Raw genomic sequence first — 23260 nt, forward strand, 5'->3', positions numbered from 1 at the left:
CTATTGGCCTCCCTTCATGAGACTTGCTTTCAGGAGCCGCGAGGCTTTGAATACCGGCACGCGCCGTGGCGGGATGTTCACCGGTTCCTTGGTCTTGGGGTTGCGGGCGACTTTGGGCTTGCGGAGCTTGGTGGACATTACGCCGAAGCCTCTGATTTCTATGCGGTTTCCTTCGAGCAGCATCTTACACATCTCGTCGATGAACATCTGGACGAGTTTGCCGACGTCACGTTTGGTGATGTTGGGATGGACCTGGCGGGAGATTGTCTCGACCAGGTCGGCCTTTGTTATCGTCATGCCTGCCCTCCTCTAGCCACAGGTACTGCAACTGTGCGAACTGCAATGGCCGCAAGACTTAGACGACGATGATGACACTCTCTTCTCGGCCCCGGCTACGGCAAACGCCGAGAAGCAGCGCGTGAGCTTTCCTGCACCGCATTTGGGACAGACAAGCTCATCCTCGTCGCGCTTGCTCAGTACGAGTTCCTCAAATTCGTGGTTGCAGATGTCGCAACAGAACTCACGAATTGGCATAAACGATTATAGGACAATGACTTTTGCGTGTCAAGGCCGGTCTTTTGGCTAAGTTGCAGGCTGGTGGGTAGTTGGCGCAGATTGAGGATTGGGATAGAGCGGAGTTCAGAAGCCAGAAACCAGAATTTGCGCCGGACGGAAGAGGACAACCGCAGGTGACGCAGATGTCCGGGCAGATGAGCCACGAAAGAACCGGAGCGGAGAAGAGTCCACAGATTACGCAGATTGAGGACTCAAAGAAATCAGAATTGACGAAGGACGAGGGACGATGGACGGAATGACGATCTGCTACTCGTAGCGCAGCGCTTGTATCGGGTTAAGCCGCGCGGCGCGCGAGGCGGGGTAGATGCCGAAGAAAATGCCGACCCCGGCGGAGAAGCCGACGCCGACGAGTATGACCCAGAGCGGCGCGGCAGCGTGGAGATGTGCCGTGACTTGAACCACTTTGGCGATGCCGATGCCCAGAGCGACGCCGATGGCGCCGCCGACAATCGAGAGCATCACCGCCTCAAGCAGGAATTGCCATAGCACGTCCTGGTTGGTCGCGCCCAGCGCCTTGCGCAGGCCGATTTCGCGCGTACGCTCGGCCACTGCTACAAGCATGATGTTCATGATGCCGATGCCGCCCACGAGCAGGGAGATGGCGGCGACCGCGATCATCACGAGATAGGCTACCCGCGTGATATTGCGATAGATATCGCGGATGGTGTCCTGGGTGCTGATGCCGAAGTCGTCCGGTTTGTCGTAGCCGAGTTTGTGCCGGCGGCGCATCAGTTCGCGGACTTCGTCGATAGCCTTTTCGAGCGCCACGCCTTTCTTCGGCATGGCCGCCACCGAGACGCTGTATTGGATCTCTCCAAATCCGCGGCCGGGCGCGAAGTCTTTCTCGAATGTCGTTATCGGCACGATGATGACATTGTCCTGGCTCTGGCCGAGGAAGCTGCCCTTGCGGGCGAGCACGCCGATGATGATGTAGCTCTTCCCATCCATTACCAGCCGCTTGCCGAGCGGGGTCTCATAGGGGAAGAGGTTGTCGACGATGTAGCCGCCGACCACGCAGACCTGGTGGCGACGCAGGCTGTCGTCGGAGTTGATGAACCGGCCCGTCTCGACTGAGTAGTTGCTGACGACTGAAAGCGCCGGGGTGGAGCCGCTCACCTCGACGTTGGTTACCTTGTTGCCGCGCCAGGTTATCTTGCTTATCGTGCGGCCGCGCGAGGGCGCGACCTTGTCGATGGTCGGCAACTCGGCGATGGCAGACGCGTCGTCCATCGTCAGGTTCGGACGTCGGTTTATCTCGTCCCAGTCGAGGCGGCCCATGCCGAAGGCAAACTTCTGGATGAAGAGGGTATTGGAGCCGAGCGACGATATCTGCTTCTCGACTTCGTAGTTCATGCCCTGGATGAGGGAGACGATAGCAATGACCGTCATCACGCCGATGATGATGCCGAGCGCGGTCAGGAACGAGCGCATGCGGTGGGTGCGGAAGGTCTCGAGCGAGAGGCGGACCAGTTCAATCAGGCGCATGGTGAGAGGAAAGGACAAAGTAACAAGGACAAAGGACAAAGCAAGCGGAAAGGACAAAGTCCGAACCCACGCAGTGCCCGCCTTTTCTACTTTGGACTTGCTTTGTCCTTTGTACTTTGTCCTTAGTACTTGCTCTGGTCATGAAACGATTTTCCCATCGGCCAAGTGGATAATGCGGCGGGCGTGGTTCGCAACGACTTGGTCGTGAGTGACCAGGATGATTGTGTTTCCCTGCTCGGCGAGGGACCCAAAAAGGCGCATTATCTCGACGCCGGTCTTGGAGTCGAGGTTGCCGGTCGGCTCGTCCGCGAGCACGACCGAAGGCCGGTTGGCGAAGGCGCGGGCGATGGCTACGCGCTGCATCTCGCCGCCGGAGAGCTCGTTAGGGTTGTGCGTTCTGCGTTCCTTGAGGCCGACCATGTCCAGCAACTCGGCCGCACGCACCTGTCGCTCGTGGACCGGGATGCCGGCATAGAGCATCGGGAGCTGGACGTTGGCCTGGGCCGAGAGGCGCGGCAGCAGGTTGAACGACTGGAACACGAAGCCGATTTCCCGGTTGCGGAGATGGGCCAGCTCGATGTCATCGAGGGTCGAGATGTCGCGGTCGTTGAACCAGTAGCGGCCCGATGTCGGCGTGTCGAGGCAGCCGAGCAGGTGCATGAGCGTGGACTTGCCCGAGCCGGACGGACCCATGAGGGCGACGTACTCGCCCTTCTCGATTTCAAGCGTGACACCGTCCAGGGCCGGGACTTCGACCGTGCCGGCGAGGTAGGTCTTTCTAATGTCGTCGGTGCGAATCAGCATGAGGGGACAGGACGAATTCTTGAGGACAAAGGACAAAGCAACGAGAAAAGGACAAAGTCATAACCCGCGCAGCGTGCGCATTTCCCACTTAGGATTTGCTTTGTCCTTTCCACTTTGTCCTTTGTACTTTTCTCAGTCGGGCATGCTGTCTTTGGCCGGCTTGGCCGTGACCCGGTCGCCGTCGGTCAGCTTGGTGAGAGTCTTGTATGGGCCAGTGATGATTTCGTCGCCCAGCTTCAGGCCGTCCGTGACTTCGAGCTGGGTCTCGCTCGTCTTGCCGGTGCGGATGGGCGTCAGCACGGCCTTGCCGCCTTTGACCAGGAACACCGTCTCGGTTTCCTTGCCTTTGACGTCGCGGCGGCCGGAAGCCTGCACCGGGATGACGAGCACGCTGTCGAGCTTGGCGGTCGTTATCTCGGCGCGGCAGTTCATGCCCGGGCGCAGCGACGGGGCAGTGCTGTCGAGCGTCACCTCGACCTCGAACGTCGTGGTCTGCTGAGTGGCGCTGAGTACGTTCTGGGTCGGCATGTAGGCGATGTTGGTGACATGTCCGGCAAACGAGGTGTCGGGCAGGGCATCGATGAAGACCTGGGCCGGCTGGCCGAGCGCGACCGAGACGACGTCGGCTTCGTCGACGTCGATGAGCGCCTGCATCCGCGACAAGTCGGCGAGGACCATCAGCACTGTACCGGTGTAGTTCATCGTGCCGATCATCACCGCCTCGCCTTCTTCGATGTTCCGTTGGGCGACGGTGCCGGATATCGGTGCACGAATGACCGTCTTGTCGTACTCATCAGCCGCCTGGTCGTACTGTGCCTTGGCCATCTCATAGGCGGCGCGGGACGCCTCATATTCCTCGGCCGAGACCAGTTTTGCCGTGTTCAGACTTTCGACCCGGGCATAGCTCAGCCGGGCCTGCTCCAGGCGGGCCTGGGAGAGCAGCATGTTCGCTTCGTAGCTCTTGCGGTCGAGCACGAGCAGGGTGTCGCCGGCGTTTACCCATTGGCCCTCTTTCACCGGCAGCTTGTCGACCGTGCCCATCACCTGGGCCTGCAGGCTCACCTGGTCCTTGGCGCGCAGCGCTCCGGTCGCCGACACTTTGGAGAGGATGGAACCGTGCTTCACTTTCTGGGTTTCGACCTCGGTGCCGCCGCTGGTCTTGCTCTTCAGGTTGGCCATGACGATGAGGCCGAGTACGACCACGACGGCGGCTACGATGACAATTGTGCGCGTGCGCCTCTTCATGTGGTTTCCCTTCTATTTGGTCTCGGGCCGCGTGCGGCCAAGCAGGTAGCTGATCTGCGCCGCCCGGACGTAGGTGTTGGTCAGCGCCGTGATGTAGGTCGCGTTGGCCTGTTCGAGCGCGGTCTCGACGCTGAAGAAGTCGATGAGCGAGATGGCACCGAGCCGTTGCTGTTCGGTCGCCAGGCGGTACAGTTCCCGGTTCAGGTCGAGGTTGGCCTTGGCGTACTCGTAGGTCTGCTGGGCTTCCTGGTAGCCGAGAATCGCGGTTGTAGCCGACGCGCGGAGTTGGTAGCGGGCGGATACGTCCGCCGCTCTCGCCTGGCGGGAGCCGGCAATCGCGCTGGTGATATTCAGCGCGTAGGTCTTGACGTCGAGCAGCGGGAAGTTGAGCCCGATGCCGGTGGTCACCACGTCGTTGTTGTCCCAGTCCTTGATGCTCTTCGGCATGCTCGGGTTCGGAGTAACCGAGCTGCCGTACTGCGAACGCCAGAAGACCGAGACCGAGGGGAGTATCCCGCCGATCGTGCCGATTTCGCTGATGGTGGCGGCGGTGCTGGCGTTCCTTGCCTGCTTGACCGACGGGTTCTCTTTCTCGATCTGAGTCAGCAGTTTGTCCGGGTCATCGACCACGAGCGCGGCGGGTGCGGCCAGCGACTCGGTCGGCTGGATGACGACGTTCTCGCTGATGCCGGCCGTGGCCAGAAACGCGGCGTTGGCCGTGGCGAGTCCGCTGTTGGCCGAAATCAGGTTTATCTTCGCCTGGGACTGCGCGACCTCGGACCGCATGACGTCAATCCGTGACGCTGCACCGAGCCGCAGCTTCTCCTGGTTCAGCCGCAGGTTATCGCTGGCGCGGTCCAGCGCCGACGACGCCGCGTCGCGCAGCAGCCGCGAGCCGAGCAGGTTGAGGTAGCCCGACGTGACGTCGTAGATGAGCCTGGCCTCCTTGTCCTGCGCATCGTAGCTGTAGTAGCCGGCGTTGACGAACGAGTTGGCCGCCCCGGCAAAGACCTGCGGGTCGAACACGACCTGGCTGACAGTCAGACTTCCGGTCCAACCCTTGGTGGTATCCGGGCCGAGCGGCGACTTCGTGATGGAGTTGCCGTAGTCCAGCGAGCCGCTCGGGTAGGGCAGCAGGGCGTTGATGCCCTGGCCGATCCGGACGCCCTCGGTCAGCCGGGAAGCCGATGCCTCGGTCCGCGCCGGGCTGTGCTTTGTCGCCATGTCCAGCGCCTGGCCGAGCGAAAGCCGGAGCGTGTCCGGCGACGCGGAAATGAGTGAGAAGAGTAACAGCAGCATGAATTACCTCCCGCCTGCGGTCATGCCGAGCAGCGATAGCACCAGCATCACGACCAGCCACACGGCGAAGACAAGCGTGTAGGATTTCGAACTCTTGACGCCGAACACGACCTGCAGCCCGATCGCGACCAGCACGAACCGCCAGAAATCGAAGATGTCGAGTTGGCTCAGCAGTGCCTTCAGGAACGGCTGTTTCAGGTTCGGCGCCGCCATCAGCAGACTGGTCGTCACCTCGGACGAATGCTTCAGCAGAACCAGTCCGCTGCGGACAATGACCGCCGGCACCATCACCAGGCCCGCGTTACAGACGATGGCCCAGGCGCGTTTGAAGTCGCTCGCGGCCCCGAACAACGGCAGGCCCACGTTGTAGACCACGGCAAGGAACAAGAACGCGATGATGCCGACAAACAGCGCGCTGATCGCGGGCACGCCATAACGCATGGCCGGGCTGGAGTAGAACTTCTCCATGCCCGCGGTGGCCTTGTCGATCTGTTCCTGCGGCACGTTGCGATCGCGCATGCGCTCCACAGCCGCCTGCCGCTGTTTGCCCCAGTCCACGTAGTGACTTGAAACGACGACGAACAGCATGTTGAAGACCAGTACGATCACCAGCGGGATGAGCCAGGTCGGCTTCTCTTTCAGACGGGCGAAGGCTCGACTGGGCGAAAGGTAAATGTCTAACATGATTGCTCCTCTTATTCGGAATCGGATAGTCCAGAATTGAGAATCCGGAAACTAGAATTCATGATGTGCCGACACTCTTGATTCCGGACTGTGCGTTCTGGATTCAGGATTATCCGTCTCCTATCTGGTCTTGTCCTTCAGGGGCTTGCTCACGCGGCCGGTGTGCTGGGCGTCGTGCCGGTGTTGAGGCCAGAGCGTATTCGCGGCCGGGCCGTCGCCGCGGAACGCGTACAGGCCGCCGTCCCATGAGCCGACGTAGACCGTGCCGTCCGGCGCGATGGTGGGGGCTGATGTGTAGTAGACGTCCTTGTGACCGGTGGCCACCTGACGGGTCCATAGCATGCGGCCGTTCGCGGTCAGGGCATAGAGAGTCCCGTCATCGGGCAGGAAGTAGACCGTCCCTTTGTCGCTGGCCGCGGCCGTCCCGACAAGGATGTCCTCCGCTTCATACTCGACGGTCGGCGTGCCCTGCGGCGTCTTGCGCAGGAGGTAGTCGCCGTCGGTCCCGAAGTAGAACGCGCCGTCGGGGCCGACGACGACCTCGGGCCGGACTTCGTCGCCGTCCGGGACCGGGGTTCGCCACTGTTGCCGGCCGTCCGGGCCAAGGCAGTAGAGGTATCCGTCGGTGTTGCCGACATAGACGGTGTCATTGGCGTCGACAATGGCGGACGCGTAAAAGTACTCGCCCTCGGGCGTGCCGTACGCCCATCGCCGATGGCCACGCGGGTCGAGACAATAGACTGAGTCGGAGGTGACGTAGATCAGACCGTTGGGACCGATGGTCGGCGAGCCCGCGATCTCGTCACCGGCTCTGATGCTCCACTTCTTCTTGCCATCTGGCGCAACGGCGGCAACCTTGCCGCTATCCGTGGTGACGTAGACGGTGCCGTCGGCGCCGATCGCCGGCGTGCAGTAGATCGCGTCGCCCAGATTCAACGACCAGTGCCGCTTGCCGGTTGTGTCCAGGCAGTAGAGGTTCGAATCGAGCGAGCACACGTAGACCCGGTCGCCGCTGACGGCAGCGGAGCCGTAGATCGCGTCCCCGGCCTTGAATGCCCAGCGCTCTCTGCCGCTCGCAGCGCTGATGGAGTGGAACGAGCCGCTCTCGTCGCCGACGTAGATGTTGCCGTGCAGGTCCAAGGTCGGCGACGCGACAATCGGGTCATCGGTCGGGAACATGCCCTTCTGCATGGGCTCGGGCCAGACTTTCACGCTGTAATGTTTGCTCCACGCAGAAACCCGGCCCAGCGAGTCCTTGGCGCGCACGGAAATGGCATAGTCGCCCGGGGTTTTGTACAGGTGATAGCGGCTGATGTCTACCGCGCTTCTCAGCGGTTCGGTCCAGTTGAGGGTGTCGCCGTCGCCCCACGCAATCTGATAGTAGAGCGGCAGCGCGGCACCGGCCGGCGGCAGGATTCCGGCTTCGACCTCGACCACGGTGTCGGCCAGCATCGGAACTACCAGCGAGTCGGGAGCGGGCAGCGGACTTGTCCCAAATATCGCCATCAGCGCGATTGCGAAAGAAGATGTCATTCTAACCTCCAGGTCAGGCAGAAGTCCAAGCCCGGTGCGTCTGAAACCGACCGCTTCGCCAGGAAACCTGCTTTTGCCACTTGAAATAAGAGCCTATAGACTATTGGACGGTATCCGGCTGTCAAGGTTGCGGCGGTTGGCCAGTTCGGCCAGCGCCGTCCGCGCGACCTTAACGTCTTCGGCAATCTGGGCGACTAGTGCTGCCGGGCTGTCGAATCGTCGTTCCGGCCTTATCCTGTCCACCAACCGGAATACGGCGCTGCGCGGCGATTCGGAAAGCTGCGCGTCCAGAAGGTGAGCTTCGATCGAACGGGTTTCCCCGCCGAACGTAGGACGGTGACCGATGTTCAGCAGCGCGTCGTAGGTGCGACCGAGGGTATCAACCCGGCAGATGTAGACACCGTCGGCCGGGACCAGCATTTCCCGTTCGGACGGCAGCAGATTGATGGTCGGGAATCCCAGTTGCCGGCCGGCGCCTCTACCCGGGACGATGCTGCCGCTCATCGCATAGCAGCGGCCGAGCAGCTCAGCCGCCAGGCGCACGTGGCCGAGCAGCAGGTGTTCGCGAATGGTCGTGCTCCGCACGGGCACGCCGTTCAGCAGGACCTCGGGAACGACGTCTACTCTGATGCCGAGTGGCTCAAGGATCCGGCTGAGCAAGCCGGCATCGCCCTTACCCTGTCTGCCGAACCGGTGGTCGTGGCCGATAACGACTGCCGCCGGGTGAAGCGGCTCGACAATGTGACGATAGACGAAGTCCGAACTGTCCAGGTCGCGAAGTTCGGCGTCGAAGCGAAGCAGGTAGATGTACTCGACGCCCAGTTCGGCAAGCAGGATTTCCTTTTCGGCGAGGGTAGACAGGACGTACGTGAAGTCGGGGTAGATGAGCTGTGCCGGCAGCGGGTCGTAGGTCAGGACAGCGGTCAAACCGCCCATCCCGGCGGCGATTTCCGCCGCGCGGCGGATGATGTGCTGGTGCCCGACATGGACGCCGTCAAACGAGCCCATGGCGACAACCAGGGGGATTGTCGATTGCCGATTGCCGATTGTGGATTGACTTTCAGTCGGCATAGATTATTCGTTCGGTACGCAGGTCTGTACCATTTGACACGACCACGGCGAGAAACCTGTGGTCCTCGGTCCGGGCCAACGCAAAGCCGTCAACACCGGATGACATCGGGCCGGCGAACTCGCTCACGATCTTGCCCTGGTACAGGTGTTGCGCCTGAGCAGGGGAGACGGTTATGTGCGGCATCCCGGCCAGCGCGGCGTCGATTGGCACGAGCCGTTCGGTCAGCGCGGCCGCATCGAGCGCATCCGGCGCGGTCGCGTCCTCAATAGTGAACTGCCCCACCTTCGTACGGGCCAGGGACGCGAGTGTCGCAACCGTGCCCAGCGTCTTGCCCAGATCGCGAGCCAGGGCTCGGACGTATGTTCCCGACGATACCCGGCATCGGATTGTCGCGTTCGGCGGTTGCCAGTCGAGCAGTTCCAGTTCGTAGACCGTCACCTTGCGCGACTTGGGGCGGACCTCCTGGCCCCTGCGCGCGAGCCGATAGAGCGGCTGGCCGTCCTGCTTCAAGGCCGAAAAGGCCGGTGGCACCTGCTCGATCTCGCCGGCGAACCGGTTCAATCCGGCCCGCAATGATTCGGCGGAGAGGCCCGTCAGCGGCCCTTCGGCGATCGTCTTTCCGGTGATATCGTCGGTATCCGTCTGCCTTCCGAACAGCACTCCGGCAACGTACTCTTTGGGCAGCCCGAGCAGGAAACGGCTGACCTTGGTTGTCTCGCCTAACAGGACAAGCAACACGCCCGAGGCGAGAGGGTCCAGTGTCCCGGCATGGCCCAATGGAATTGTCGATTGACGATTGTCGAATGTCGATTGGGAAGACAGCAGCCGCTTGATGTGTCGGATGACGTCGTACGACGACATACCGGACGGCTTATCCGCGTTCAACACCCCGCGCATCGGACGAGCCGGACCGATGGAGGTCAGTCCTGTTCTCCGGGCTCGTCCCTGTGCAGCTCGGAGATTATCTCGTTGATATGCATCTCGTGGGCCAGCATGTCGTCGAGAGCGAACCGGAGCTCAGGCAGGACGCGGAACTTTACCATCTGGCCCAAACGGCGCCGGACGTAGCCGCGGGCGCCCTGCAGATGCTCAAAAGACCGCTGCCTTGCGGCCTCGTCCCCCATGATCGAGAAGTACACGGTGGCGTTCTTCAGGTCACGCGAGATGTGGCAACGGGTGACGGTCACAAACCCGATCTTCGGGTCGGAGAGTTCGGTCAGCACGATTTTCGCGACTGTATCTTTGATGGCATCGGCGACTCGTTTGTCCCGGTGTTGCATGGTTGTATTCTAGGGCATGCGGCGCGATTGTAAAGCGACGCCCCGGACCCCAGGACCGACATCAACCGCCAGGACAGCAAGGACACCAGGCAGATTGAACCACCTGCGCTGCTCGAGTTCCTGTGTCTTTATGCCTTGGATGTGAATCTCTCTGTCGGTTCCGGGTCCGGACATGTTGTTGACCGCCCGGCTGCGCTCGGCTAGATTGACTGCAGATGCGTGCGCTCACCGGTGCCGTTGTCTCCCTGTGTCTCGCCGGCTGCTGCTACTATGCGCCGAGAGCGACCGTCAAACCCTTGCCCACGCCGGCCCCGGCCGCCAGCGTTGAGCCCCTGGTGCGCGTGCGTTTGACTGCGGCCAGTCCGGTTGTCCTGAGTTCGAGCCAGGGATTGACTCTGGGCGTGGGCGCGTCGCTGCTGTCGGCAGCGCCCAATCAGTCCGTGCAGGTGGCCTGCAACGAAGGCCATGTGCTCGCCACCGGCGGCACGACCCCCGTCATGACCGCCGAGACGCTTACCGTTGCCCCTGCAGCCGCAGGTCTCCTGCGGGTCGGCGACCGGAGCTACCGGGGCCGGCTGCTGCTCTACCGATCGGTCGACGGTGACCTGGCGGTAGTCAACGTGCTTGGATTGGAGGACTACCTGCTTGGCGTTGTGCCCTGCGAGATCGGACCGATCAACCCCCGCACGCTTGAGGCCGCCAAGGCCCAGGCCGCGGCCGCGCGCAGCTTCACGATGTACCGGCTCGGACGGCGACAAGGGCTGGGCCATGACCTCTTCGACTCGTACCTCCGGGACCAGGAGTATCGGGGAATTGAGAACGAAACCGACCTTTCTCGCGAGGCAGTGACGGAGACGCGGGGCGAGGTGATTGAGTTTCGCGGCGAGGTGTGTGAAGCGCTCTACAGCGCCAACTGCGGGGGCGTCACCGCAGACGGGTCGCAGCCGTACCTCAGGAGTGTACCAGATACACCCGAGCACCGTCGGGGATGCAAGGCCTATTGCTCGGGCAAGCCGAATTCCTCCTGGCAGGTGGACATTGCCAGGGAAAGTCTGGACGCCGTGGCGAGCCGTTCTTCGGGGAAGCAAAGCCACGTACGCAGCGGCAGGCTTGAGACAGACCGGTCCGGCAGGGTGCAGTATGTTGATCTCGTGACCGATCGTGGAAGTCTGCGGCTGGCGGGTTCGGACTTCCGCGTGGCGATGGGGCTCAAGTCCGTCTCATTCACGATGACCTTTCACAGTCGATCCGTGGCCATGGCAGGTCGGGGCTGGGGCCACGGTTCAGGTATGTGTCAGGACGGGGCAATCGCGATGGCCGAGGCCGGCGCGAGCTACCGGGAGATTCTACAGCAGTACTATTCGGGCGTGACCCTGAAGAGGCGCTACTAGCGGCGCGGCGCCGCTCCTATTCCACTTGTTCTTCCGGGATGTGGGTAATCAGAACGGCCGCGGCCACGACCGTGGTCCAGAGCCCGCTCTTGTGGCCGATGGCCGACTGGGTGATGTTCTGGGTGCGGACGATCTCGTTGGAGATTTTCCAGATTTCCTTGCGCTGGTCGTAGCTCGTGTCGGGGTTGAACTGGACCCCGAGCGTAGTGGCAAGCATCTGCGCAGCAAGGTCCTCGGCGTAGTCGCCGGCGCTTTCCTCGCGCTGGCCGAACGAATGGTATTCGGAGAGGTAGCCGTACTTGGTCTGGTCCTTGGGGATGGCCAGCCCGACCGAGGCAGAAATCAGCCGATGGGGCTCATTCGTGGCGTTGTCGCTGATGACGGCGAACATGACCTGGCCGGGGGTCAGGAGTTTCTGTCCCCGGGTGCGGGAGATGATGCGGCAGCAGGGCGGGAAGATGGACGAAACGCGGACGATGTTGTAGGCGGCGATGCCGGCGTCCCGCAGCGCGGCTTCGAAACTCGCCAGCTTCTCGCGATGCACGCCCGTGCCTTTGGTGAGGAAAACGTATTTGGGAAGGATTGCCATGCCGCCTCCCGCTATCGACTGTGAGTTTCTAATTGCGGATCCCGGGAAGAGTGGAGCAGACCGGGGTTGAACCGGCGACCTCCAGATTGCGAACCTGGCGCTCTCCCAACTGAGCTACTGCCCCACGTGGTTTCAGATTCCGGATTGTGGATTGCAGATTGAGGGTCCGGCCGACCCGGAGCCGCGCTATTGCGCCGGTCCAACGTTGACCAGGATACCGTTCCGGCGGCGTTCGATGCGGTCGAAGTCCTCCGGACTGAATTGGAAGGTCCCGATGACCTTCACCGGGCTGGCGACGACCGGCGCGTCGTCCGTGCTCTTGGGCGTGCGGCCGAAGAACAGGCAGATATCGGGACCATCAGGCCAGTAGGCGATGTCGCCGACCTTGACCTCGCTCACGAGATCGTGGCTGTCAACTTCCATGTCGACCGGGAAGTAGACTTCCTTGCCCCAGGTCTCGCCGTAGGTCTCATACGGCAGCAGCCTGAGCAGCTTCTCGGTGAGAGGTGAGCTGTTCAGACTTCCGACGAACTCGACGCCGCCGACATTGATGCGGATGTTACTCAACTGCGGTTGAATTGTAGAGAAGTCGAGCCGAATGTCAACACGTGGCATTAGGAGGAAATCGAAGAGGATGAAACAGGAAGGGGTGAAATCCGAAAGGCGGAAACCCGGAAAGCCGGACCCGAGTTCATCCTTCATCCCTCGTCCCTTCTTAGTCCTTTCCGCTTTGTGCGTCTGGACAGCATCGCACCGCGGTCTATAATGCCCTCGCGGATGAAACCCTTTCCTCCGTTGGTTACGGCCTTGAGATCGTTCTTGTTGTCGACGACGATGGGAGGTGTGAGTGACGCTCTGCTGGAAAACTGAGTCTACCCCGTCCGAACTGCAACCGATCCTGCTCGCGCTCGCAGAGGAGTACTCGGTCACAGAAGAGGGGCCGGGGGCCGGGGGTCGGGGGTCAGGGAGGACCGAGGTGAGGTTCGAGCACGTCCCGGGAACGGTCTCAACCGTGCAACTTGCCGGGGGCGTTGCAACAGTGCGTTACGGGGCGCCGAACCAGGCGATGCGGGCGGTCGGGACGCTGCTTGCGGGGCTCGTGCCCGACCCCGGCACTGCCGAGGAGCACGCGCCGTTCGCGACGTTCGGCTTCATGCTCGACTGCAGCCGGAACGCGGTGATGAAGCCGGAACATCTCAAGCGCTGGCTGCGCCGCCTCTGCCTGCTCGGGTACAACCAGGCCATGCTCTACACCGAAGATACTTACGAAGTGCCGGGCGAATGGCGGTTCGGATACATGCGCGGCGGCTACACCGCGGCCGAGCTGCGCGAGATTGACCGCTACTGCGAGGGCCTCGGTATTCGCCTCGTCGGCTGCATCCAGACCCTTGGGCACATGGAGCAGGTTCTGCGCTGGCCCGAATACGCGGCGGTGAAGGACACGAGCGCCGTTCTCCTGGCTGGCGAGGAGCAGACCTACAGCCTGATTGGCAAGATGCTCGACGCGATGGCCGGCAGTCTGCGGTCGCGACGCATACATGTCGGCATGGACGAGGCGGACGGGCTTGGCCGAGGTCGGTACATCGACCGGTTCGGGTGCATGAAGCAGTACGACGTATTCAACGAACACCTGACACGCGTGGTCCGTCTGTGCCGGGAGCGCGGGCTCGAACCGATGATCTGGTCGGACATGTTCTTCGCCCTCGGCAGCGCGAGCGGGGATTGCTTCGACCCGCAGGCTCTTGTCCCGCCGGGCGTCGCGGACAGGATTCCCAGGGACGTGCAACTGGTCTACTGGGATTACTACCATCCCGATGCCGAGTTCTACCTGAATCGCATCAAAGGGCACCGGCAGCTTGGGTTCGAGCCGGTCATGGCCTCCGGCGTCTGGACTTGGCAGCAACTCTGGTACAACCGGCAATTGACCGAGGCCAATGCGGGCGCGTGCATCGACGCCTGCCGTTCGGCCAGGCTGCGAGAGATCTTCTTTACGCTCTGGGGCGACGACGGCGCCTATTGCGACATCGACTCCGCTCTGGCCGGGCTCGCGTATGTGGCCGAGCGGGCATTCGCGCCGGACTTGTCTAGACTGGAGTCGCGGTTCAAGGCGGTATGCGGGGCAAGCTACGAGGCGGTGGTGGCGGCCTCGGAGCTTACCGGCCCGGTCCGGACCGCCGGCATGCTCTGGGATGACCCGCTGCTCGGCATGTTTCACCATGAGGCGCTGGCCGGCACCGGGCACGACTGGCAGAACCTGGCGAAACGGTACGAGCGAGTGCGCGAGGACCTTGACTCGTTCCGGAGTGAACATGGCGCCGGCGACATCACGCACGCGGCGCTGCTCGCCGGTTTCCTCGGGCGTAAGGTCAGACTTCGGTCGCTCATCGACGAGGCCTACGCCCGGCGCGACCGGTCAGCACTGCAATCGGCGCTCGCCGCGACACCGGCGATGGCGGTTCGGCTCGAGGAACTTGCCGCCTCGTGGCGCAGGCAGTGGCTGGCTCGGAACAAGCCGTTCGGTTTGGAGGTGCTACAAATCAGGCTGGCCGGACAGGCGGCACGCTACCGCGAACTTGAACAGAGGCTGGACGATTTCATCGCCGGGAGAATCGACTCCATACCCGAACTGGAGCAGCGTCCGGTCGAGCCCCACGGCCGAATCGGCACAAGCTGGAAGAACCTGGCCAGCGGATCGACGAACATCTAGCTCCGAGTCGCGGGTGCCGATGCCCGATGCCCTTGCCGCGCCGCAGCGGGCTGAGCGGCCCGGGAGGCAATTCTCCGAGCAAACCGGAGAGCAACGGCCGGAGCTACCTCGGGACCAACCCGGGCAGGAACCCGCGGACTTACCCGGGCTGCAACGCTCCGACCAACCCGGAGAGGAACCGGTGGAGCAACCCGTAGACTAACCCTAAGAGCAAGTCGGAGGGCAACCGGTAGACCAACCCGGCGAATTCCGGTGGAGGTTCATCCGGAAATTGCGGTGGAGATAACCCCTCGGGCTATGTCCCAACCAATCCCTTAAGCTACCCTGTGGGTAATCCCCTGGGCGGGGGAGTCGATTCGTGAGCCTCAAGCCTAAAGCCACAAGCTGCAAGCAGATACGCCGAAGAGCCGGTCCGGACCAATTCTACGACGTTGTAGATTTCGCTCCGGCCGCTAATCGGAAAGGCCGACTGCAGTTTGCGCTTGCGCTGGTTAAGGAGAAGGGCCGCGCCTCCGGCGCGGCCCCGCGCTCATGCGTAGTCCCGACAGGGAGAACACAGTGCGCGTCGGACGCGCGCGTCAAGAGCCAGGAGGCAGAGGCCAAAAGCCAAGACGCACCGAGCGGGCTGTACGCTTGTGGCTCAAGAAGGACGGAGCCCGGCTTTGGTCGTCTGCTGGTGGCGTGCTTCTGACCTCGGCCTCGCGGGCTCCGTCCTTACGGGAGGCATGTGTGCTATCTTCTTACAATCATCTTTCGGGTTGCATCGACCCCGTCGGCACTGAGGCGGACGAGGTAGATGCCGCTTGCGAGCTTGGAGCCGTCGAATCGCGTCTCGTATCTGCCGGCGTCCCTGGTTTCGTCGAGGAGCGTTGCGACCTGTTGGCCCGAGAGGTTCGTGACCGTGAGTCTCACGTGGGAGCGCTCGCGGAGTTCGTACGCGATGCTCGTGGTACGGGAGAACGGGTTCGGGAGATTGACGATTGGCGACTGACGAATGGCGATTGGCTGAGCCTGTGCTTCGGCGATGCCCATGCTGCCGGGCGTGAGTACGCCGCCGTTGATGAGGTTGTAGGTGAGGCCGCCGAGGTAACGATTGCCGGTGAGGCTCGAATCGTAGTGAACGTCGTGGCCGTTGCCGGTGATGTTGGTGACGCTCGTGCCCGAGATGCCGCTGGAGTCGTTCAGGGTAGTGAGGATCGAGTTCGCGGTCACGGTCCAGGTGCTGGTCGAGTCAATCGCCACCGCCGCCATCTGGGCTTTGCCGGTGAGAGACGTGTGGCTGCGGAGTGTGACCGTCAGCGTACTGGTCGAGTCGGCGTAGAGGTTGCCGCTCAACGTTTCGCCCGTGGCCGCGAAGGTCCCGGTGCTCGACTGTATGACGTGGATGATGTTGCCGGTGCCGGCGCTGATTGCGGCGCCGTTGCTCGCCGTGATTGACGCGGTCGCGGCATTGCCGGTTTCGCCGGTGACGTAGATGGCGTCGCCGGCGGTGGCGGTAAGCGAGCCGCCGCTTATCGTCACGGTGGCAGCGCCGGTCGCGGGCGCGGTCTTCCAGAGCTTGATGCCCTCGACTTTGCCGGTCAGGCTGGTGTTCGTAAGCAGTATCGAGTTAGCGCCGTCAATGACGCCGCCGCAGTCGCCGAGGGAGGAGACCGTGGCGCCGGTGACCTGTATCGTGCCGGTTGAGTAGATGCCGGCCGAGTGGCTGTTGGCGGCTGTGTCGGCGGAGACGATTGTGCCGCCGTTGACGGTTACGGTTCCGCCGCCGAAGTCAGTCGCCAAAGCTGAAGAGCTGGCTCCGTTGGTCGTCACATCCACGTCGGTCAGGCTTATCGAACCGGTGTAGGTTGCGTCCACACCGTGTGCGTTACCGCCGGAGGCGCTGATCGTGCCGTTGGACATGGAAATCGATGACCCGGAACCGCTCGCAAAGAGGCCGTTACCGCCAAGGGCATTCGTGGTTACAGAGCCGCCGAGTATCGTCACCTTGCCGGCAGAGTTGGCGAGCACACCGGCGTTGAGTCCGTATTGACTGGCGCTGTCGGTACTGGAAGCGTCGCCCGTCTTCGTCATGGTGCAACTCACCAGGGTCAGGTTACCGGAGTTGAGGACGTAGACCGACGACTGGTCAACGGCAGTCGCAGCATAAGTCTGGCTTGACTCTCTTGCGGTCCCTCCGTTCAGTTCGTAGACGCCGCTGTATTGCGCAGCGGCGGGCGAGTGGCAGCCGAGGACGAGGAGAAGGATGAGGGAAGGAAGAGGGAAGATTGCAGTTTGCAGGCTGCAGTTTGGAGTGGAGGAGTGTTTCATGCTCTGGTGGAGTATGAGCTTCTGAGCCGGTTCTGGGGCACCGCGAGAATCACACATTGGTGATAACCAAAGCAAGAATCATACCACTCGGGGCCGTTTGGTTTCTGAGGCAGAACCTCGGCGCGCCGCCTCGCCGCAGGCTCACAGACGTGCAGGAAATGCACACCAGTGCGCAGTGGGGAGAGACGACAGTAGACGGCAGAGAAAGGACAGAGGACGAGGGACGGGGGCTGATGACGGATGACTACGGACCAAGGACCGTGGACCAGGGACTATGGGCTGGGGGCTTTGACGCGAGAGGGGCGACCGCAAGGTCGCCCCTCTCTGCCAGGTCGTGGTCTAGCGGATGACCAGTTTCTGAGAGAGTTCCTTGGACCCAGTTCCGAGCTTGACGAGGTAGACGCCACGGGCCATCCTGGCTGCGTCGATGCCGATGGAGTAGCTTCCGGATTCGAAGTAGCCGCGAGCAACATCGTTCACGAGCTTGCCCGAGGCATCGTAGACGCGGAGGGTGATGCTGGCCGCATTCGGCATGGAGAGGAGAACTGTAGTGTGACCGCGGAAGGGATTGGGCACGATTGCGATTGCGGGCACGGAGCTGCTGCCGGAGGTGCTGATACCGGCGGTCGAGACGGATCCCGTAGGTTTGGTAGTCGAGTCGGTCGGCTGGAGCGCGAAGTCGATGCCGGACGTGGTCTGGCCGGCTACGACAACCACGGTTTCCGGATAGATCGACGGCGAGTAGCCGGTGCACCGGGCGCCCACGACGTACTTGCCCGGGTGCAGGTAGCTGATGGTGTAGGCGCCGAGGCCATCGGTGCTGTCACCGTTGGGCATCGGGCCGGGGCAGCCGATGTGCCCATGACCGCTGTCACCAGGTGGGGGCGGCAGGAGGCGGCCGCTGTCACCGGGCGGAGGCATCCGGCTGCTGTCCGGCTTGGGCGGACGATGGCAACTGTCCGGCACCATGCTGTGCCAGGCACAGACGAACGCGCCGGCAAGCGGCAACTGCGTGACCGCGTCGGTCACGAATCCGGAGATGGCGCCGAGCGTGGTGTCGGCCTTGAGCGCGAAGTCGATGCCGCTGACGATAGCACCGCTGTCTACCGTCACGGTTTCGGGATAGGTCGCGGGCTCAAAGCCCATCGCCCACGCCTGAACGATGTACTTGCCTGGCTGCAGGCCGGTGAACTCGTAGAACCCGATGCTGTCGGAACGGACTCCGGGCTGCTGGTTACGGTCGCCTTTGGTGCGGCCGTTGTCGCCGGGCGGGGGCCGTTGTCCACCGCGTGGCGGCGGCATTTGTCCGCTGTCCGGACGACTGCCGAAGTCATGCGAGATGCCCACAAAAGCGCCGACGATGGGCTTGCCCGTCGTAACGTTGGTTATCGTGCCCGAGATGCCACCGGTTCCCTGAGCCAAACCGAACGCCACGATAGCTACGACTCCTATCAGGGTCGCTAGCTTCTTCATGGTTACTCCTTTGCTTGAGCTGGCGTTCTTGACGTCCATCCGATTACCTCCGGTTCGCTCATGCGGACAGCGTGAACGGAGTCACCTCGTCCGCAGGCATCAGAGGGAGGATGGTACATCATGAACGGCGTAGAGCACAAACCGTACCAGCGGCCGGAGGGATTGGCTCTGAGGCAGATGCAACCCGCGGCAAAGCAGTTCACGTCGGACATGCGTGCAGGATATTCACGCCAGTGCGCAAGAGAAGGAGCGGCGCGGGGCGCCTTGCCGCTCTGTGGGCGAGCCGTCCTTTGACGCGGGAGGGGCGACTGCGAAGTCGCCCCTCTGCCCGGTCGTGGGGGGAGGAGGTCTATTCGAGCTTGACCAATTTGCTGGTGAGTGTTGTCCCGTCCGCGGTCAGTCGTACGAAGTACGCTCCCTCGGGTACGGCTCGGCCTTGCCCGTCCGTACAGTGCCAGACCACGGTGTGATAGCCGGGTTCGCTCATGCCTGTGGCCAGAGTCTGGACCGGTCGGCCGCAGGCATCGAAAACCTCAAGCCGCACCTGGGTGCTCCGCGGCAGGCCGTAGACGATTGGCGAGCGGTGATTTGCGAATGGCGACTGGCTGTTCATGACCACGGTCCGCGGGATGCCGGCCAGGCTGCTACCGCTGATGCTGGCGCTCTTGACCTGTAGGGTCTCGGTCACCGCGTTGTTGCTCGGCGCCAGGTCTCCGGTCATGGCCGTGGAGCATGTCACGCTGAACTTGCCTACCACCTTCAACGTGCAGGCCCGGAAGGTCACGGACGTGCCGTTGGTGCGTTGAGTGTCAGCGTAGAACGCGCCGATGCGGAAGATGACCGGGAAGCTGTCGGTCGTGGTACCGAGGTTCAGCAGGGCAGCGCTGGGCGTGACGACCGTATCCTGCTTCATGGTCCCGATCGGAGCGCCGATGCTCTCAACGCCCACGTCGCGGACGCGCCGGAAGAGCGACATCGACGCCAGGTCGTTGGTCGGGTCCTGGTCGCCGGTCGCCAGCGTACTGCACGCGGCAGTTGCCAGGCCGCGCTGCGGCACGGTCCAGTTCTTGAACGTGACCGTCAGGGATTCGTGCGACGCGAGGCTGGTGACATGTTGCGTATCGGCGTAGGCGCCGATAGTCATCCGTACCGGGAACGACAGCGCGGTGAGCCCGAAGTTCCGCACGACGGCCTTGGGCGCGTAGACGCTCCCGGAATCGACCGTGTCGGCCGGAGCGATGATGTGCAAGACGCCCGCATCGGTCGTGCGGACGATCACTTTCACCGAGTCGGAGACCTTGTCGTTACTCGCCGACGTGTCGCCAGCCAGGGCGGTCGAGCACCGAGTCGCAAACGTGCCGGTTGGGCTCGCGGTCCAGTAGGCGAACGTCACGAGCTGCGAGTCCTGCGGCGGGAGGCTCGAGACTTGCATCGTGTCGGCATAGCCGGACCCGATCTTGAAGATCACCGGGAACGATGAGGCGATATTGCCGTAGTTGCGTACTATTGCCTGTGGCGTGAATACCCTTCCCGAATCAACGACGCCATTCGGCTCAATCATCCGCTCGACGCTTACGTCCCGGTGTATGGCCATGACCGTAAACGAGTCCTGTTTCCAGTTGTTACCCGGCACCGAGTCGCCGGTCAGCGCCAGCGTACACAGGGCCGCGTAAGTGCCCGAGGTGTTGGCCGGCCAGTTCGTGAAGTTTAGTGTCCGCGAACTGCCCGATGTGAGGTTCATGACGTTCTGGCTGTCTCGGTAGGACGTACCGATGCGGAACCTGGCCATGAAGGTCGCGGTGCCGGTGCCGTGGTTGGTCACGTGCGCCTGGGGAGTGACGGTCGTCCCGGAATCGACGATTCCGAGCGGAGCGTAGATGCTGTCAACGCCTACGTCCTGCACGCGGACAGTGAAGTTGCGGGTGACTTTGTCGTTCGCCGTGCTCTCGTCCGCTGCCAGTTGGGTTGAGCACTTGGCCGTCTGAGCGCCGCGCTGGATTGCGATCCAGGTGTCAAACGTGACCGTGACCGAGTCGCCGTGGGCAAGGGCAGTCACGGTCTTGGTGCTTGTATAGAACGCACCGATGGTGAACAGCACCGGGAATGTGGCCGTGCTGTCGCCAGGGTTAGTGATAACGGCACTCGGCACGACCACGGTGCCTGAGTCTGTGTTGCCGGCCGGTGGCGACACGATTCGCTTCGTGCCCACGTTCCATGGTAGTCCCATCGCCGGGCCAGCGATGCAAGTCACTGCAAGTAGAGCGGCTGCGAACTTTAGCAGCGCCGTCGGTCGTCTGCCGCCTGCGCTGCCGTTATTACGGTACTGACGCGCCATCTATCTATCCTCCTTTATCTCAGCTCCGCTGCGTTTCTCTTGCAGACCGACTCCAGGACATGATGGGTTGCTCTTCGATTGACGGCCGCGCATTGGGTGCGAATGCCCCGGCCACCAGTCCGGACAGAAATCCCGAGCAGGGCTGCACGGTCATGACAGGGGCAAGAACCATGCCACGCCGACAGAAAGAAGGGCAAAGTGGTCGAGTGGTCCAGTGGTCTAGTGCCGCACTCCCTCACTTGATCACTGGATCTCTTGATCACTGGATCGCTGGTTCCCTGGCTTCGTCCCTTGCGTTTGGGCATAGGAGAGAAGCGGCGCGGGGAAAGCCGCGCCGCTTCTGTGACCGAGCCGTTCGTATCTTACGGACCGGACTACCTTTTGGACACCGTGCAGACCGGCAACGTCCATCCGGTAGAATGAGACACCGTTCGGCGGTCGCCTGCCGTATGTGCCACTGCCGATTCTGGCCCGGCGAGTGATCGCCGGAGACGGAAGACAAGGGAGTGCGGTGTCACGCTAGGGTCCATAGCAACCGGCATGCCAACCACGGCCGAATTCGGCCACAGGCAGTACGGCAATGGGTGCGTCGGGAGGGCAGCAAGAACCGGAATAGAGTGCGCATCAATTGCACACCTCCGGTAGGTTATTTCACGGTGAGCGAAGCGCGGAGACGAGGCCGATCAGCCAGAACGCCAGCGCCGAGCCCGAGAAAACCAGGCGGGCGTGAGACCAGCCGTCGGCCTTGCGGTAGCTGTCGGCAATGTCATTGGGGGCCGATGAGCTCAAGTAGCTGGTGCGTGCGCCGTTGTACTCGACGTGGCTGAGTACGAGTCCCGCGAGTGACAGCGCGGTCGCGCCTGCCAGAGCATAGCCCGCAGTCGGCCTACCGGTTCTTGCTTGATACAGCCCGGGGACCAGGACAGTCAAGGGCATCGGCTCGCGTCGGTAGATGGGGCGAGGGGCGAGGAGCGAGGGGCTGGGGGCTATAGACGAGGGACTAGCTTTCACTGACTCGAACACGGCTCGAATCTTGGGGGACACGGTCTGCGGATCAAGCGTCAGACTCGGGTCTCTGGCGATGAGACTTCGGAACACAGCCGATGCTTCGTCGGTACTGCCGAGCGCCACGAGCGCGAACGCGTAAGTCCGGTTCACGCTGCCGGAATCGGCTGCGCTTCGCGCCGAATCGGCCAGGAAGGCGGGGGCAAGCTGGACGACTCGCTCGTAGTCGCCTGACTGGTACAGGCTGTCCAGCGGCGACGATGTAAGTGGCAATATGCAAAGTGCAAGATGCAGGATTGAGGATAATAGAGGAATCATCGGACGACGGTGATCCTGCCCGAAGCGGGCCGGCCGTTCTCATCCGTCACGCGCGCGAAGTACACCCCGGGCGCGAACTGAGCATCGACTGGGCCCGAGCCCGCGAAGACGCGATGGCCGGAGCCATCGTAGATCGCGGCGCTGCGGCAGGTGATGCGGACACGTTTCGACGCAACCGTGGCCCAGCGCAGCGCGGTCTTCACCGGCGTCCGGGTTTCCGGTTCCTCGATGCCGGGCGGGAAGATCGAGTTGTTTTTCTCGACCGAGGCTTCGGTAGCCCCGTACAAGTCCTGGCCACCCATGACCACCACAAAACCGTCCGCGACCGCTGCCCCGCAGAAGGCGCGCTCCACCGACAGTGACGTTGTGTCCCTCCAGGGGCCGCTGTCTGCGTTGACGATTTCCACCGAGCTCATCGGCCGGCCACGGCTTTGGCCGCCGATCGCGCACAACCACGGGCCCCAACCAACCGCTGCCCCGCCACTGCGCGAGTGGTGCATCTGGACGGCGGACGGCGACCATCCCATGCCAGGATGATACGTCTCGAAGCTGGACAGGTCGCTACTGTAATACTTGCCGCCCACCGCGCACATCTTGCCTGCAGCCACGGCGGCCGCCGGGCTCGTGCGCGGAGTCCACAAGGACTCGACTACGTCCCAGCGTCCCGCACCGGAGTCAGGCGTGAACCGGGCGACCGTGCGTTCGTAGGTTGCCCCCGAGTGCCCGCCAATCGCGTATATGCAACCTCCGTATGCGCAGCCGGCTAGAGCGGAACGCGGCCATGGTAGAGGCGCCACAGTGTCCCACGTGTTGGAGGATGGGGCGTACCGGTCAACCCGGCTCAGGTCGGAATGCCCGTCCGTACCACCGATGACATAGACCTTGCCGTCGAGTTCAGCACAGCCGGCGTCCCATTTTGGACCGGGCATTGGGGCAAGGCCGCGGAGCCAAGAGTCGGCCGGCACGTCGTAGGCTTCGGTCGCCTGCCGAGACGAGTCGGGGGCCACAATCAGCCCACCGATGGCGTATATCCGCGAGCCTACCGCGGCGCTGGCGAATCTGAAGCCCGGGGTGGGCATCGGCGCGCACTGCTGCCAGTTCTGCGTCAGGACCAGCACAAGAAGGCCTATCATCTCAGTTCCTAGTTAGCAAAT

At 62.8% G+C, this 23260-nt stretch carries 19 protein-coding genes and 1 tRNA gene; 2 read left to right on the forward strand and 18 right to left on the reverse strand.

Annotation, left to right across the window (positions count from 1 at the left end):
* The 10 genes from VMH22_14480 to rbfA form a co-directional block, all read right to left on the reverse strand.
* Nucleotides 1-297 carry an HU family DNA-binding protein gene (locus tag VMH22_14480; GenBank protein HTW92895.1) on the reverse strand — a complete coding sequence of 99 codons (297 nt, stop codon included), beginning with the start codon at nucleotides 295-297 and terminating at the stop codon, nucleotides 1-3.
* A gap of 525 nt (nucleotides 298-822) precedes the next feature.
* Nucleotides 823-2061 (reverse strand): ABC transporter permease, encoded by a 1239-nt coding sequence (locus tag VMH22_14485; protein ID HTW92896.1) that lies wholly within the window; start codon nucleotides 2059-2061, stop codon nucleotides 823-825.
* Nucleotides 2062-2199: 138 nt separating this feature from the next.
* Nucleotides 2200-2865, reverse strand: coding sequence for an ABC transporter ATP-binding protein (locus tag VMH22_14490; GenBank protein HTW92897.1), 666 nt, complete (start codon nucleotides 2863-2865; stop codon nucleotides 2200-2202).
* Nucleotides 2866-2997: 132 nt separating this feature from the next.
* A complete protein-coding gene (locus tag VMH22_14495; GenBank protein ID HTW92898.1) occupies nucleotides 2998-4110 on the reverse strand; it encodes an efflux RND transporter periplasmic adaptor subunit in 1113 nt (370 codons plus the stop codon).
* A gap of 12 nt (nucleotides 4111-4122) precedes the next feature.
* Entirely contained in the window at nucleotides 4123-5409 is a 1287-nt protein-coding gene (locus VMH22_14500; GenBank protein HTW92899.1) for a TolC family protein, read from the reverse strand.
* A gap of 3 nt (nucleotides 5410-5412) precedes the next feature.
* Nucleotides 5413-6093 (reverse strand): Yip1 family protein, encoded by a 681-nt coding sequence (locus VMH22_14505; GenBank protein ID HTW92900.1) that lies wholly within the window; start codon nucleotides 6091-6093, stop codon nucleotides 5413-5415.
* Nucleotides 6094-6213: 120 nt separating this feature from the next.
* Entirely contained in the window at nucleotides 6214-7626 is a 1413-nt protein-coding gene (locus tag VMH22_14510) for a PQQ-binding-like beta-propeller repeat protein (GenBank protein HTW92901.1), read from the reverse strand.
* Nucleotides 7627-7719: 93 nt separating this feature from the next.
* Complete coding sequence (gene ribF, locus VMH22_14515) at nucleotides 7720-8697, reverse strand: riboflavin biosynthesis protein RibF (protein HTW92902.1); 978 nt, start codon at nucleotides 8695-8697, stop codon at nucleotides 7720-7722.
* Entirely contained in the window at nucleotides 8687-9583 is an 897-nt protein-coding gene (truB, locus tag VMH22_14520) for a tRNA pseudouridine(55) synthase TruB (protein HTW92903.1), read from the reverse strand. The genes ribF and truB overlap by 11 nt, the downstream gene beginning before the upstream one ends.
* A 35-nt stretch (nucleotides 9584-9618) precedes the next feature.
* Entirely contained in the window at nucleotides 9619-9978 is a 360-nt protein-coding gene (gene rbfA, locus VMH22_14525; protein HTW92904.1) for a 30S ribosome-binding factor RbfA, read from the reverse strand.
* Between the two features lie 215 nt (nucleotides 9979-10193).
* On the opposite strand from rbfA, the gene VMH22_14530 reads away from it, so the two are divergent.
* Nucleotides 10194-11369 carry a SpoIID/LytB domain-containing protein gene (locus tag VMH22_14530; protein ID HTW92905.1) on the forward strand — a complete coding sequence of 392 codons (1176 nt, stop codon included), beginning with the start codon at nucleotides 10194-10196 and terminating at the stop codon, nucleotides 11367-11369.
* 16 nt (nucleotides 11370-11385) lie between these two features.
* Here VMH22_14530 and VMH22_14535 read toward each other — a convergent pair whose 3' ends face one another.
* From VMH22_14535 to VMH22_14545, 3 genes are all read right to left on the reverse strand, one after another.
* Nucleotides 11386-11958: an arginine decarboxylase, pyruvoyl-dependent gene (locus VMH22_14535; GenBank protein ID HTW92906.1), complete on the reverse strand. Its 573-nt coding sequence runs from the start codon at nucleotides 11956-11958 to the stop codon at nucleotides 11386-11388.
* Between the two features lie 51 nt (nucleotides 11959-12009).
* Nucleotides 12010-12082, reverse strand: a tRNA-Ala gene (locus VMH22_14540).
* 62 nt (nucleotides 12083-12144) lie between these two features.
* Nucleotides 12145-12525 (reverse strand): cyclophilin-like fold protein, encoded by a 381-nt coding sequence (locus VMH22_14545; GenBank protein ID HTW92907.1) that lies wholly within the window; start codon nucleotides 12523-12525, stop codon nucleotides 12145-12147.
* Nucleotides 12526-12934: 409 nt separating this feature from the next.
* Between VMH22_14545 and VMH22_14550 the strand changes: the two genes are divergently transcribed.
* Nucleotides 12935-14665, forward strand: a complete 1731-nt coding sequence (locus tag VMH22_14550; protein HTW92908.1) for a family 20 glycosylhydrolase — start codon at nucleotides 12935-12937, stop codon at nucleotides 14663-14665.
* A gap of 732 nt (nucleotides 14666-15397) precedes the next feature.
* Here VMH22_14550 and VMH22_14555 read toward each other — a convergent pair.
* From VMH22_14555 to VMH22_14575, 5 genes are all read right to left on the reverse strand, one after another.
* Nucleotides 15398-16975 (reverse strand): T9SS type A sorting domain-containing protein, encoded by a 1578-nt coding sequence (locus tag VMH22_14555; protein HTW92909.1) that lies wholly within the window; start codon nucleotides 16973-16975, stop codon nucleotides 15398-15400.
* 339 nt (nucleotides 16976-17314) lie between these two features.
* On the reverse strand, nucleotides 17315-18448 hold the full coding sequence (locus VMH22_14560; GenBank protein HTW92910.1) for a carboxypeptidase regulatory-like domain-containing protein: 1134 nt from the start codon (nucleotides 18446-18448) through the stop codon (nucleotides 17315-17317).
* 349 nt (nucleotides 18449-18797) lie between these two features.
* Nucleotides 18798-20783, reverse strand: a complete 1986-nt coding sequence (locus tag VMH22_14565; GenBank protein ID HTW92911.1) for a CARDB domain-containing protein — start codon at nucleotides 20781-20783, stop codon at nucleotides 18798-18800.
* A 651-nt stretch (nucleotides 20784-21434) separates the two neighbouring features.
* Complete coding sequence (locus tag VMH22_14570) at nucleotides 21435-22061, reverse strand: hypothetical protein (protein HTW92912.1); 627 nt, start codon at nucleotides 22059-22061, stop codon at nucleotides 21435-21437.
* 41 nt (nucleotides 22062-22102) lie between these two features.
* A complete protein-coding gene (locus VMH22_14575; protein ID HTW92913.1) occupies nucleotides 22103-23239 on the reverse strand; it encodes a kelch repeat-containing protein in 1137 nt (378 codons plus the stop codon).
* Nucleotides 23240-23260: the final 21 nt, after the last annotated feature.

Source organism: bacterium, from assembly GCA_035505375.1.
Classification (GTDB): Bacteria; Hydrothermota; Tepidihabitantia; order Tepidihabitantales; family Tepidihabitantaceae; genus UBA2258.